This is a genomic window from Kineosporia succinea, assembly GCF_030811555.1.
GTDB lineage: Bacteria > Actinomycetota > Actinomycetes > Actinomycetales > Kineosporiaceae > Kineosporia > Kineosporia succinea.
Window position 1 is genome coordinate 6,120,144 of the sequence record NZ_JAUSQZ010000001.1, and the last position, 14,074, is coordinate 6,134,217.

Consider the following 14,074-nt stretch of genomic DNA (forward strand, 5'->3'; position numbering starts at 1 on the left):
AAGAATGCGTGTCGGTCTCAGACCCCAACTCGCAGACGGAGCAGTCCAGCGCCGCAGATCGCCTAGAAATAAAACATGATTCGGATTCTCGCCGATGGCGGGTTCTCGTTCTGCTCTGCGTTCTGCAGGCCATGATCCTTCTCGACATGACGATGGTGAACATCGCCCTCCCGCAGATCCAGGACGGGCTGGGATTCAGCCGGGCGGGCCTGGTCTGGGTCGTCGACGGATACGCACTGATGGCCGGCGGGTTCCTCGTGCTGGGCGGCCGCCTGGCCGACGTGCTCGGCCGCCGTCGGCTCCTGATCAGCGGCATCGTCGTCTTCGGGATCTCCTCGATGATGTCCGGCCTGGCCCCGAACCCCGGAGTCATGGTGGCGGGCCGATTCGGGCAGGGCCTCGCCGAGGCGCTCGCCGCACCGGCCTCGCTGGGCCTTCTCGCCCTGCTGTTCACCGACCCCAAGGAACGCACCAAGGCGTTCGGCGCCTGGGCCGGGATCAGCGGCATGTCCGCCACCCTGGGCTACATCCTCTCCGGCGTCATCACCGAATTCCTCGACTGGCGCTGGCTCTTCTTCATCAACGTCCCGGTCGCCGTGGTCGCCCTGGTCCTCATTCCCCGCATGGTCGGGGAGAGCCGGATGCGCTCACAGGGCCGCGTCGACTACGCCGGGGCCCTCGGCCTCACGGTCGGCATGGTCGCCCTGGTCTTCGGCCTGGTGCGGGCCTCCTCGCACGCCTGGACCTCGACCCAGGTCCTCGTGCCGGTGCTGATCGGCGTGGCGGTGCTCGCCGTCACCGTCGTCATCGAGGCCCAGGTCAGCAACCCGCTGGTGCCACTGTCGTTCTTCGCCAACCGCACTCGCTCGGTGATGAACTTCGCGTCGGTGTTCTTCATGGCCGCGTTCCTGTCGTACACGTTCATGCTCACCCTGTTCAACCAGCAGATCCTCGGCTACTCGCCGCTGATCACCGGCCTGGCCTGGCTGCCGCTGTCCGTCGGCATCGGTGTCGGCATCGGCATCGGCACCGCGCTGGTGCCCCGCCTGGGCGTGAAGGCCGTGTGCGCGGTGTCGTTCTTCGTCGCCGGCGTCGGGCTGCTCATCAGCAGCCTCCTGCAGCCGGACAACCCCTACTGGACAACGCTTCTGCCGGGCATGGTGGTCTTCGGCCTCGGCGCCGGCCTGGGCATGCCCTCGGGCACCAACGCCGCCCTGCACAAGGTCACCGCCGACAACTCCAGCCTGGCCTCAGGGGTTCAGAGCACCGCCCAGCAGATCGGTGGCGCACTCGGAGTCGCCGTCCTGGTCACGCTCGCCATCCGCTACGCGGAAGACCACATGGCCACCGGCGCGAGCCCGGCCCAGGCCACCACCGACGGCTACGCCCTGGCCCTGCGCATCGGAGCCGGGCTGGCCATCTTCTGCGCCGTCCTGGTCGCGGCCCTCCTGGAACGCGTCGACACCGAAATGCGCGACCCCATCGCGGAACAGGCCACGAACATCCACTGAACAGCGCTCGCTGTCCACCTGCACGGCCATCGTCACCGATCACCGAGGAGCGTCTCTTCCTATGGCACAGGCAAAGTCCGAGTCAAAGTCCGAGGCAGAGCCCGACACCACGTTCACCGAGACCATCCAGAAGCACACCAACGGATGGACCTGCGTCTTCATGGCCGGATCGGGTGACTACTTCGGCACCCGCAAGGCCATCAAGGTCGGCGGTCTGATCGACGGCGAACACGAGTTCAAGGCCACGCTGATGCCGATGGGCGACGGAACCCACATGGTGCCCATCAACACCGCGCTGAAGAAGGCCATCAAGAAGGATGTCGGCGACGAGATCACCGTCCGCATCAACGCCCGCTTCAGCTGATCCGATCCGCGGCCAGCTGAGTCCACGCAGAACGCAACCCGGAGGAAGAACCGCGTCATGAGCGAAAACACCCCCTCGTCCGCCACTCCCGGCTGGTTCGACATCTCCACCCCCGACTCCCCCCGGAGCCGGGCCTTCTACGGCGATCTCTTCGGATGGGCCGTGCAGGGCCTCGACGACAACTTCGCCATGGTCAGCGGGGGCGAAGGCCAGCCTCCGGCAGGCAGTATCGCCACCGCGGTCGAGGGCAGCCCCTACGTCGGGCTGGTGCCCTACTTCCCGGTGGCGGACATCGAGCAGTCCCTGGCCCAGGCCGAGAAGCTGGGCGCCGAGGTGCTGATGACGGTGCGGGAGACGCCCACCGGGCGCATCGCGGCGTTCAAGGACCCCGACGGCAACGTGGTCGGCCTGATGGGCTGATCTCACCGGATCACCACAGGAGGGCGGGACCCGTACGGGTCCCGCCCTCCTGCCGTATCGGCGTTCTCAGTCGCCGAAGCCGTACTCCCCGATCAGGGTCGCACCGCTCGGGCGGGCCCCGGCCGGGGCCCGGTCGGCCATGCCCGCCGCGAACTCCTTGAACGCGTCCAGGGCCGGCAGCGGGCTGTCGCCCTCACCCTCGTACCGGCCCACGTGCACGAAACTCACGCCGTCGGCCAGGCGGAAACTGGCGTACGACAGGCCCGCCGGCGCCTTGGCGGCCAGTTCGGCGAACACGGCTTCGACCAGACGCTGGTTCTCGTCGGCCTTTTCGGACGACGTCTCGTACTGGACGACGAAGGCGTTCCCCATGACTGCGACCTCCCGGGTTCGGTTTACCGCTGACTGATGGTGCGCGCGAACGAACGGATGTCCTCGACGAACAGGTCCGGCTCCTCCAGGGCGGGGAAGTGCCCGCCCCGGTCGTGTTCCGTCCACTGCACGATGTTCGGGAGCATCGGTTCCGCGAAACGGCGCACGGGCAGCGCCGCGTCACCGGGATAGACCGAAACACCCGAAGGCACGGGCACAGGCGGCGGGAGAGGCGGGGGCGTTGCCGCTGACGGCATGACATCCCTGTTGTCGTAGTAGAGGTTCGCCGACGTACCACCAGAACGAGTGAGCCAGTATACCGACGCGTTCATCAGCAGTCGATCGCGGCTGATGGCGTCCTCGGGCAGCTTCTCGGTGTCGGCCCAGTCGTGGAACTTCTCGATGATCCAGGCCAGCTGACCCACGGGCGAGTCACTGAGCGAGTGGGCCAGCGTCTGCGGCCGGCTGGCCTGGAGGGCCATGTACCCGACGCCGTCGTCGGCGAAGCGCTGCAGCAGGCCGAGTCTCGCGCCCTCCTGCTCGGTCAGGCCGGCCAGGGCGGCCGGATCCCCGGGAGGCGGCGGCGTGATCAGGAAGTTCAGGTGGGCGCCCGCCACGTGGGGTGCGTCCATGACCGCGAGGGTCTGGGTGACCCACGCGCCGATGTCGCCGCCCTGCGCGATGTAGCGCTCGTAGCCCAGCTGGTGCATCAGCGAGGCCCACATGCCCGCGATCCGGGGAAGTGTCCATCCGTATTCCGGCTGGGGGCCGGAGAATCCGAACCCGGGCAGCGACGGCACCACGACGTGGAAGGCGTCCGCCGGGTCACCGCCGTGCGCCCGCGGATCGCTGAGCGGGCCGATCACGTCCAGGTACTCCACGAACGAGCTCGGCCAGCCGTGCGTGAGGATCAGCGGCGTGGCGTCCGGCTCGGGCGAGCGCGCGTGCAGCACGTGCACGTCCAGGCCGTCCAGCCCGACCAGCGACTGGCTGATCCGGTTGATCTCGTCCTGGGCCTCGTACCAGTCGAACGTGTCGGCCCAGTAGGCGGCCAGTTCCTGGAGGTAGGGCGTGGGCACGCCCCGCGACCAGTCCGTCGAGGGGCCGGGGGCCGGCCAGCGGGTGGCCCGGATCCGGGCCCGCAGGTCCTCGATCTCGGACCGGTCGATGTCGATACGGAACGGGTTCATCGATGGCTCCTTTCGCTGGTGTCGGACGGTGCGGGGCTCATGCCCCGTCCGTGCTCATCACGGACACGGCCTCGGCCGGCTCCACCCCGCGCAGGGTGTCGTGCACGTGACGGCTGAGCGCGGTGATGGTGGGCTTGGCCCAGAGCACGGTCGGGGGCAGGTCCAGGCCGTAGCGGCGGTGCATCCGCACCCGCAGGGCCACCGTCATCACCGAGTCCATGCCGAGCTCGACCAGGGGACGCTTGAGCGGGACGGCCTCGGGGTCGAGGTTGAGCTCGGCCCCCACCTGCTCGCGCACGTCACGCAGCACCAGGTCCAGGGACTCGTCCTCGGGCAGGGCGGCCACGTCGAACCCGGCCCCGTCGTCGTGGGTGCCGCCCGCGTCCGAGACCACCTCCAGATCGCGGAACATCGGCAGCCGGGGGCCTCCCGGCGGGGTCGGCAGAATCCGCATGACGGCCTGGTACGGCGTGCTGAACCGGTCGCCGAAGTCCCACGCCCGGAACGCCTCGGCGGTCGAGACCGCCTCCAGCCCGCGGAGATTGGCCTCGAGCATGGTCGCCTCGATGTTCTGGGACAGGCCGACGCCGCGCCAGGCCGTCCAGCCGATGCTGATGGTCTCCTCACCACCCGCCGCGAACCGGTGCTGGGCCAGCACGTCCATGAAGGAGTTGGCCGCCGCGTAGGCGGCCTGCCCGGTCAGGCGCGCGAACTGCCCGCAGGAGGAGAACAGCACGAAGAAGTCCAGGGAGCCGGGCGGGAACATCTCGTGCAGGTTCAGCGCCCCCAGGGCCTTCGGCCCCAGCACCTGCTGCAGCGCGAGCCGGTCCAGGTCGTCCACCAGCGCGTCGTGCACCACCCCGGCGGCGTGGACGATGCCGGTGATCGGGGGCAGTCCCAGGGCACCGGGGGCCAGGGCCCGGCGCACCGCGGCGCGGTCGGTGATGTCGAGCGACAGGACGGTCACGCTGACGCCCGAGCTCTCCAGGGCCAGGACCGCGTCGATCTGCGGGCGGGACTCGGGACTGGCCTGCGCCCAGGTGCTGCGCGGCGGCAGCCCCTCGCGCCCGACCAGCAGCAGCCGCCGGGCGCCCCGGTCGGCCAGCCACCGGGCGACCTCGAGGCCCAGGGCCCCCAGACCCCCGGTGATCAGGACGGTTCCCGAGGACGAGCAGCGCAGCGCGGTGCCGTCGGCACTGCGCTCGAGCCGGGCCAGCCGCTGCGCCGAGATGCCCTCGGCGTCCACCGAGAGCACGTCCTCGGCCGCCGGCTCGCCGCTGAGGGCCCGGACCAGATGGGCGACCGTGGCGGCCGAGGTGTCGCCGGGGGAGACGTCGATGCAGCCGCCCCAGATCTCCGGGTGCTCACCGGCCGCGATGCGCGAGACGCCCCACATCGGCGCCAGGGCGACCGCGGCCGCCTCCCGGCCCGAGCGGACCCCTTCGGTCAGGGCCCACACCCGGGTGGACGCCGAACGGCCGGTCGCGCGGACCACCTCCTGGACGGTGGTGGTCAACGACCAGGCCGCGGTCACGGCGTCGTCGAGGCCGAGGGCGCTGTGCCCGGGCGCCACGATCACCGCCGTCGGCCGGTCCAGAGCGCCCGGGGGAAGCTCCACCCGGCCCTCGGCGTCCGTGGCCACCTCCCGGGCGGGCATCCCGGCCGCCCCGAACGCGGTCGCCCAGGCCGTGGTGTGCGCCGCGGGGCCGACCAGGAGCACCTGGACGGGTGCGCCGGACGCCACGGGCTCGGCGGGCACCGGCTGCCAGCGGATCTCGTGGACCAGCTCGCGGGGGACGGCCGTGCTGCCCATGTGCTCGACCGCCGCGAACCGCAGACCCGTGGCCAGGCAGACGATCTCGCCGTCCTCGGTGGCCACCACCACGTCCACCGAGTCGTGGGGGGAACGCGGCGAGCGGGTGCTGTGCACCACGATGCGGGCCGGTGGCTCGCCCTTCCAGGCCACCCGGTCGATGGTGCGTGACATCCACAGCTCGGTCGCGTCACCGGGCGAGACCACCATCGCGCTGATGGTCAGGGCCCCGTCGATCACGTGGGCCCAGCTCATCGCCCGCTCGGCCGGGGGCGGCAGCAGGTCGAGGGTGGCGATCTGCTCGTGCTCGTCGTAGCGCAGCTCGCTCATGGTCCAGGGGAACGCGTAGCCCTCCACGCCCATCCGGCCGAACATCTCGTCGGCCCGGGACGTCGACCCGACGGGCAGGCGTGGCCGGATCGACGCGGCGTCCAGGAACCCGCTCACCCCCTGCGGGCCGGTCTGCACCACCGCCGTGCTGTGGGTGATCCACTCCTCGCCCGTGCTCCCGGCGGCGTCCTCGGCCAGCCGGGTCGCCAGCAGCAGCTGGTCGGCCTCGCGGATCACCTGCACGATGCGCGCGGGCTGCACCGCCAGCGGCGTGCGCAGGACGATGTCGGTCAGGTCCACGACCGACCCGGTGCCCGCGGCCCCGGCGAAGCTGTTCAGGATCGAGGCGGCCGGGGTCACCTCCACCCCGACCAGGCCGTGGCTGAGCGGGTAGGGCCGGGTGTCCATGTCCAGGCGGGTCTGCCAGACCCGGCGCACCGGAGCGCCGCTGATCGTCACCTGGCCGCCCAGCAGGCTGTGCGTGTCCGGCTCGTGTCCCCGCCCGAGGCCCGCCTGCGCCTGGTCGTCGGGGAAGATCCAGTACGGGCGGTGCTGCCAGGCCGCCGCCGGCACCGGCACCGGGGCCGGCGTGCGTCCGGTGTCCGGCCAGTCCACCCGGGCGCCCTGCGCGTACAGGTGGGCGAGAGCGCCCAGCAGAGCCTGGGTCTCGTCCTGGTCGCGGCGCAGGGTGCCGACGGCCAGGCCGTCGATGTCGTGGTGCAGCAACGCCTCCCGGATCGAGTGGGTCACCACCGGGTGCGAGGAGATCTCGACGAACAGCCGGTGCCCGTCCTCCACCGCGGCCTGCACCGCCTCGGCGAAACGCACGGGCCGGCGCAGGTTGGCGGCCCAGTAGCCGGCGTCCCTCGGCGCCGTGGAACGCGCGTCGGGCAGCGTGGAGCTGTACAGCGGGATCACCGGCGGGCGGGGCCGCAGGTCCTCCGCGCCGGCACGCACCTGGTCCACCGCCGCGTCCATGTGGGCGGAGTGGAAAGCGATGGTCGAGGCCACGGGACGCAGCGTCAGGCCCTGCGCCGTCCACTCGTCCGTGAGGCGCAGCACCGCGTCCCGGTCACCGGACAGCACACTGGCCCCCGGGTCGGCCGAGATCGCGGCGTCGACCCCCGGGCGGTTGCGCACCCGTCGCTGCAGGTCGCCGAAGGCGAGCGGGGCCATCGCCATCGCGCCCCGGCCCTCCAACGGCTCGAGCGCGGCGGAACGACGGCACGCGAAACGCGCCGCCTCGTAGAGGTCGAGCGCCCCCGCGGCCACCGCGGCGGCGATCTCCCCGACCGAGTGCCCGATCACCGCACCGGCCCGCAGACCCCGGCGGTGCCAGACGGCCGTGAGGCCGACCTGCACCGCGAAGGTCAGCGCCTGCACCTCGACCGCGCTCCACCCGCCCTCGCGCAGCAGGACCTCCCGCGGCGTCCAGCCCAGTTCCTCGGCGAAGACCCCGGCCAGCGAGTCGATCACCCCGGCGAAGACCGGGTCCTGCGCCAGCAGGGTGCGGCCCATACCCGGCCACTGGGCCCCGTGGCCGGAGAACACCCACACCGGGCGGGTGCCCTCCTGCGGCGCCCCCGCCGGCGTCTCACCGGTCTCCACCCCGCGCGCGGCCCGGTTCTCCGAGACCCGCCGCAGGCCCGCCACCAGCTCCGGCACCGACCCGGCGACGATCCCGGCCCGGTGACTCAGATGCGAACGGCGGCTGGTCAGCGTGTGGTGCAGCTGCTGCAGATCGGTGTCCGGACGGGCCTCCAGCCAGTCGGCGACCAGACCGGACAGGTCCCGCAGCCCCGCCTCGGACATCGACGACACCGGGAAGACCTGGGCCCCGGCCGGGGCCGGGGCGGCGACCGGGCCGCCCGCCACCGGGGCCGGGGCCTCCTCCAGCACCAGGTGGGCGATGGTCCCGCCCACGCCGTAACTGGAGACGCCGGCCCGGCGCGGGGACTCGCCGCGCTCCCAGTCCAGGGAACGGTCGGCCAGCCGCAGACCGGCCGCCTGCCAGTCCACCCGGGTGGTCGGCGCGGTGTGCAGCGACGGCGGGATGACCCCGTGACGCAGTGCCATGACGGCCTTGACGACGCCGGTGATGCCGGAACCGCCCTCCACGTGGCCGACGTTCGGCTTGATCGACCCGATCACGCAGGGCCGCTCCGGTGTGCGCCCGGCCCCGAAGACCTCGGCGATGGCACTGAGCTCCTCACCGTCGCCGACCGGCGTGCCGGTGCCGTGGGCCTCGACGTAACCGACCGTGGACGGCGAGATCCCGGCCCGGCGGTAGACCTCGCGCAGCATGTGCGTCTGGGCCGGGCCACTGGGCGCCATGAACCCGTCCGAGCGGCCGTCCTGGAACACGCCGCTTCCCCGGATCAGCGCCAGGACCGGGTCGCCGGCCGCCTGGGCGTCGGAGAGCCGCTTGAGCACCACCACGGCGGCGCCCTCACCCCGGCCGTAACCGTCGGCGCCGTCGTCGAACGCCTTGCTGCGCCCGTCCTGCGACAGCGCCCCCGTCCCGTCCAGGGCCACGTTCAGCGTCGGGGTGGAGATGATGTTCATCCCTCCCACGATCGCCAGCGGGATCTCCCCGGAACGCAGGCTCTGACAGGCGTAGTGCAGCGCGGTCAGCGACCCCGCGCACGCGGTGTCCACCGCCACGCTCGGCCCCCGCAGGTCCAGGAAGTACGACACCCGGTTGGCGATCCCGTAGAACGTGGTGCCGTTGACCGCGTAGGCCCCCGTCAGCGGGATGTCCTCCAGCAGCCGGCGACCGTAGTCGTTCGTGTTGGCGGCGGTGAAGACTCCCGCCTCGGTGCCCCGCAGATCGAACGGCGCCGTCCCCGCGTCCGCCAGCGCCTCCCAGGTCAGCTCCAGCATGAATCTCTGCTGCGGGTCCAGGTAATCGGCCTCACGGGGCGAGATACCGAAGAACTCGGCGTCGAAACCCTCGATGTCGTCCAGATAGGCGCCCCGCAGGGGGACGTTCCGCAGGATCGACGTGGCCTGCGGGCTGGTCGCCGCGTAACCCTTCCACCGCTTCTCAGGCATGTCCCGAACGCTGTGCCGTCCCTGGGAGATGAACTCCCACAACCGTTCCGGCGAATTCAGGTCGGGGGCGAATCGGCAGCTCATCCCGGTGACGGCGATTGCCTCGCCCGCAGGCTGACCTTCAGTCACGGTCCATCTCCCTCTCAGGTCCGATGTCAGACGGGCCGGCGCTCCGCGAAAGGATCTGGCGGCGCGCCACATCTGATGCCCGGCGCGCTCATCCTGCGCCGGGAAACGCCTTTCGGGCATCTTCACGACTGCCCTCCTGGGGTGGCCCTCGCGCCCCGGGCACCGTCGCGGCAAGTGCGCACCTGACAAGACAGCCGCCCCATCCGGGCGAACTACTCTGACGCTCAGGTTCCGAGGGAAGGAATGGTCTACTGTGCAACGCCTTTCGTCGAATTCGGGCGCGCTCGGGGTGCCCTGGCCCCAGGACGCCGCGCGACGCTACCGGGCCCTGGGCCTGTGGGAGGGCCGGTCGCTGGCCTCCCGGATCACCGAGGCGGCCCGACCCCGGCCCGGCCAGGTGTGCCTGGTGGACGGCGACGTCCGCATCACCTACGGCGAGCTCATGGCCCGCGCCGACGGACTGGCCGAACGCCTGGCCGGCCGGGGAATGCGCCCCGGCGACCGGGTGGTCGTCCAGATGCCGAACTGCTGGGAGTTCGTCGTGGTCACCGTGGCCTGCCTGCGCCTCGGCCTGATCCCGGTCTGGAGCCTCATGCAGTTCCGCCGCTCCGAGCTCGCGGGCGTCGTGGACCGCGCCCAGGCGCGGGCCCTCGTCGTGATGGACCACCACCACGGCTTCGACCACGAGCAGCTGGCCCACGAGGTGGCCGCCGGCTCCGGCACGCTGGAGCACGTCCTGGTCGCGGGAACACCGTCACGGCCCGCGAGTCTCGACCTGCGTTCACTGCTCGGGCCCGCCGCCGACCCGGCGGCCGCGGCCGCCCGCCTGGACGCCCAGGACCCGGGCGGCTCCTCGGTGGCGACGCTGTTGCTGTCGGGCGGAACCACCGGCGTCCCCAAACTCATCGCCCGCACCAACGACGACCTCGGCTACATGATGCGGGAAGCGCTGCGCGTGTGCGGTTTCGGGCCGGACACCGTGCTCCTGTGCCTGCTGCCGGTCGCCCACGGCTTCACCAACCTCGGGCCCGGCCTCCTGGGCACGCTGATCGCGGGCGGCCGGGTGGTGATGGCGCGCTCGCCCTCCCCGGAGCTGGTCTTCGGCCTGATCGAGCGGGAACGCGTGACCGCGGCGGCGGCGGTCCCGGCGGTCGTGGACACCTGGGTCCGGGCCCACCGCGACGAGGGCACCGCCGACCTCTCCTCGCTGCGGCTGCTGCAGGTGGGGGCCGCGAAGCTGCACCCCGGCCCGGCCGCGCGGATCGGCCCGGTGCTGGGCGCACGCCTGCAGCAGGTGTTCGGCATGGGGGAGGGCCTGCTGTGCATGACCCGGCCCGGCGACCCCGACGACGTGGTGATGAACACCCAGGGGCGTCCGGTCTCACCCCACGACGAGGTGCGGATCGTGGACGAGGAGGGGCTCCCCGTGCCGGACGGTGAGGGTGGCCTCCTGCTGACCCGGGGCCCGTACACCCCGGTCGGCTACTACGACGACCCGGTGCGCACCGCGGAGTTCTACCCCTCCGGGTGGTACGTCACCGGTGACCTGGTGCGCCGCGCCCCCGGAGGCAACCTGGTCGTCCTGGGCCGGCAGAAGGACCTGATCAACCGGGGCGGGGAGAAGATCGACGCGGCCGAGATCGAGGAACTGGTCGGGCAACTCGACGGCGTGCGCGAGGTGGCCGCCGTCGCCGTGCCGGACGAGCGCCTGGGCGAGGCCCTGTGTCTGTACCTGGTGCCGGAGCCGGGCAGCGAGCCGTCCCTCGACGACGTGCGCGCGTTCATGACGGCCCACGAGGTCGCCCGGTTCAAGCTGCCGGCCCGGATGGTCGTCGTGCCGCACCTGCCGCGCACCGCCATCGGCAAGATCGACAAGCGGGCCCTGGGCCGCGAGAGCACCTCTGTCCCCGACGGGTCGCCCGGCCCGGCGGCAGCCTGACGCACGAGGAGAACAGACGTGACCGAGCAGATTCGCAGGATCCTGATCGTCGGCGGTGGCACTGCGGGCTGGCTCTCGGCGGCCTACCTGAACCGGGCCTTCGGCGAGAAGGTCGAGATCACGCTGGTGGAGTCGCCCCGGATCCCCCGGATCGGCGTCGGCGAGGCCACGGTGCCGACGCTGCGCACGACGTTCAGCTTCCTGGGGATGGAGGAGTCGGACTGGATGCCGAAGACCCAGGCGGCCTTCAAGTCCGCCGTCCGCTTCAACGACTGGCGCAAGCCGGCCGCGGGGCAGTCGCGGCACGTCTACTACCACCCGTTCTTCACCGTCCCCGAACCGCCGGTCCCGTACTTCGAGAAGCCGTTCCACAAGCGGTTCGGGCGCGGTGTCTCGATGGCCCACTTCTGGCTGAAGGCCCACCTGGAGGGGGACACCCGGGTCCGCGACACCTTCGGTGACGCCGGCATGGCCCTGCAGCACCTGTGTGAGCTGAACAAGGCACCCAAGCCCCTGCCGGGTTCGGAGGAGGCCGACCCCGGCTTCCGCTACGCCTACCACTTCGACGCGGCGCTCATCGCGCAGTACCTGGCGGAACTGGCCGGGTCCCGGGGGGTTCGACGGGTCCTGGCCGATGTGCGCGACGTGAGGGTGGACGAGCACGGCGTCATCGAGCACGTCGTGATCGAGGACGGCAGCGTCCTGACCGCCGACCTCTACCTCGACTGCACCGGTTTCCGGGGGCTGCTGATCAACCAGGCCCTCAAGGAGCCGTTCGTCAGCGCGTCGGAGTACCTGCTGTGCGACTCCGCGGTGGCGATGCCCGCCGCCCACAAGCCGGGTGACCTGGCCCCCTACACCTCGGCGACCGCCCGCGACAACGGCTGGATCTGGGAGATCCCGCTGCTCGACCGGGAGGGCACCGGCTACGTCTACTCCAGCCGGCACACCGGGCCGGACGAGGCGGAGAAACACCTGCGCGACTACCTGGGCGAGCGCGCCCACGACGTTGAGGCCAACCACATCCGGATGCGGGTCGGGCACAACCGCCGCTCGTGGGTCGGGAACTGTGTCGCGGTCGGTCTTTCCAGCTGTTTCGTGGAGCCGCTGGAATCCACGACCATCGCCCTGATCGAGTACCAGCTGGCGCTTCTGGTGCTGCACTTCCCCGACCGGCACGACAACGAACTGCGCCGGGGGCGTTACAACGACCTGATGGTCGACGCGTTCGAGGACCTGCGCGACTTCATCGTCATGCACTACACGCTGACCGACCGGGACGACACCGAGTTCTGGACCGACGTGCGCAAGGCCCCGATCCCCGAGAGCCTGAGCCGGAAGTTCGCCGAGTACGCCCGCAGCGTGATCATTCCGGACGGCAGCCAGCTGCGGCTGTTCGAGACCCGCAGCCTGTGGGCGATCCTGTCGGGCATGGGTTTCCCCTTCACCCAGGCGCCACCGGCCGTCGAGATGATGGACGACGCGGCGGCCTGGGAGATGCTCGCCCAGATCGACCGGGAGCGCGAGCAGTACGGACGCAGTCTGCCCGGCCACCGTGAGTACCTGCAGTCCCAGCGGGGCTGAGTCACCGACGAGAAGAGGGGCGGGGCCGCGACCGCGGCCCCGCCCCTCTTCGCTCGAACCACCCGCCGGGACGGACTCAGTCGTCCGGCCCGGCGGCCCGCGGGTACGGGCTGCCCCCGACCCGCCGGGCCGTGGCGACGAGCTCGGCGTTGGCCCGCCGCATCGCGTCCAGCACCTCCCGGTCGCCGCCGGGAGCCGTGCGCTGCAGACCGAACAGCACGCTGTACGGGTCGGCGGCCCGGGCCACCCCGGGGGCCTCCAGCCGGTGCGTGGGGAACGCGTAGAGCAGGATCGATCCGCCGGCGCCGAGCAGGGATCCGCTCAGGCCGTCGAGGGTCCGCCGGACGATCGCGGCCGCGTGCCGGCCCGGCAGGACGACCGTGCAGCGGGGATGCCGGCGGTGCCAGCTCCCGTCGGCCCGCTGCTGTTGCTCGACGGCGTCGAACCGGAAGAGCCAGTCCGGGAAGGGCGTGACCCGGACGTCGTCCAGCTCGCCGCCGAGATCGCTGACCAGTTCCCCGGCGGCGACGTCCAGGTCCAGCTCGTCGTCCAGGTCGAGGTCGAGCAGGGCGTCGGTGGTGAACCGCCAGCCGTCACCGGTGCGGCGGACCATGCCCTCGAGGTGCGTGAACCGGCCGTCGAGAGCCCGGAACTGGCTCTGGAGAGCAGCTTCCGGGCTGTCGTGGCCCAGGCGCAGCCACAGCCGCCGGGAGGGCGCGCGCCGCAGCGGCAGGACGGCGCGGGTGATGATGCCGTGACGGCCGCTGCCCCCACGGACCGCGTCGAACAGATCCGGGTGGGTCTGGGCCGAGCAGGTGACGAGTTCGCCCGCCGGCGTGACCACCTCGAGCTCGCGCACGGTGTCGGCCTGACTGCCGAAATGCTGGGTGGCGCCACTGAACCCACCGGCCGCCAGCGTCCCCCCGACCGTCAGGCCGAGGTAGTCGGGCAGGACCGGGGGGATGAGCCCGCCGGGCAGGGTGTGCCCGACGACGTCCCGCCACCGGGCACCGGCCCGGGCGCTCAGCAGGTGCTCCCCGCGCGGGTCGACGTACGACTCGACGGATGACAGGTGCCGGGTGTCGACGACGATGCCGCCCGGGGCCAGGCACAGCCCCTCGGTGGAGTGCCCGGCCCCCCGGGGGACCACCGGGACCCCGTGGTCGTGGGCGAGGCGGCAGACCTGGGCCAGCTGGTGCGGCCCGGCCGGCCGCACCACCGCCAGGGGACGCCGACGGTACAGCCGGCCGAAGTCCGTCGAGGCCTCGGCCAGGTCGGACAGCCGGGTCACGACCCGGGGGCCGAGGATCCGGTCCAGTTCGGGCAGCACGGGAACGGCGAGCGGGACGACCGGGTGACGTGTCATCC

At 72.0% G+C, this 14,074-nt stretch carries 9 protein-coding genes; 5 read left to right on the forward strand and 4 right to left on the reverse strand.

The window, feature by feature from the left end; translation table 11 throughout:
• Positions 1-122 precede the first annotated feature (122 nt).
• From J2S57_RS27025 to J2S57_RS27035, 3 genes are all read left to right on the forward strand, one after another.
• Positions 123-1,511 (forward strand): MFS transporter, encoded by a 1,389-nt coding sequence (locus J2S57_RS27025; RefSeq protein WP_370882712.1) that lies wholly within the window; start codon positions 123-125, stop codon positions 1,509-1,511.
• 61 nt (positions 1,512-1,572) lie between these two features.
• A complete protein-coding gene (locus tag J2S57_RS27030) occupies positions 1,573-1,875 on the forward strand; it encodes a DUF1905 domain-containing protein (protein ID WP_307248045.1) in 303 nt (100 codons plus the stop codon).
• A gap of 57 nt (positions 1,876-1,932) precedes the next feature.
• A complete protein-coding gene (locus J2S57_RS27035) occupies positions 1,933-2,295 on the forward strand; it encodes a VOC family protein (protein WP_307248047.1) in 363 nt (120 codons plus the stop codon).
• Positions 2,296-2,361: 66 nt separating this feature from the next.
• Here the strand turns inward: J2S57_RS27035 and J2S57_RS27040 are convergent, their stop codons facing one another.
• Genes J2S57_RS27040 through J2S57_RS27050 form a run of 3 tightly spaced genes read right to left on the reverse strand, consistent with a single transcriptional unit; the run spans position 2,362 to position 9,183 of the window.
• Complete coding sequence (locus tag J2S57_RS27040; RefSeq protein WP_307248049.1) at positions 2,362-2,667, reverse strand: hypothetical protein; 306 nt, start codon at positions 2,665-2,667, stop codon at positions 2,362-2,364.
• Between the two features lie 23 nt (positions 2,668-2,690).
• Positions 2,691-3,857: an epoxide hydrolase family protein gene (locus tag J2S57_RS27045; RefSeq protein WP_307248051.1), complete on the reverse strand. Its 1,167-nt coding sequence runs from the start codon at positions 3,855-3,857 to the stop codon at positions 2,691-2,693.
• Positions 3,858-3,894: 37 nt separating this feature from the next.
• Entirely contained in the window at positions 3,895-9,183 is a 5,289-nt protein-coding gene (locus tag J2S57_RS27050; protein WP_370882509.1) for a type I polyketide synthase, read from the reverse strand.
• 253 nt (positions 9,184-9,436) lie between these two features.
• Between J2S57_RS27050 and J2S57_RS27055 the strand changes: the two genes are divergently transcribed.
• Both J2S57_RS27055 and J2S57_RS27060 read left to right on the forward strand, forming a co-directional pair.
• Complete coding sequence (locus J2S57_RS27055; protein WP_307248053.1) at positions 9,437-11,122, forward strand: (2,3-dihydroxybenzoyl)adenylate synthase; 1,686 nt, start codon at positions 9,437-9,439, stop codon at positions 11,120-11,122.
• Between the two features lie 18 nt (positions 11,123-11,140).
• Positions 11,141-12,706: a tryptophan halogenase family protein gene (locus tag J2S57_RS27060; protein WP_307248056.1), complete on the forward strand. Its 1,566-nt coding sequence runs from the start codon at positions 11,141-11,143 to the stop codon at positions 12,704-12,706.
• 76 nt (positions 12,707-12,782) lie between these two features.
• Here J2S57_RS27060 and J2S57_RS27065 read toward each other — a convergent pair whose 3' ends face one another.
• Positions 12,783-14,072 carry an FAD-binding protein gene (locus tag J2S57_RS27065; RefSeq protein WP_307248058.1) on the reverse strand — a complete coding sequence of 430 codons (1,290 nt, stop codon included), beginning with the start codon at positions 14,070-14,072 and terminating at the stop codon, positions 12,783-12,785.
• Between the last annotated feature and the right edge of the window lie 2 nt (positions 14,073-14,074).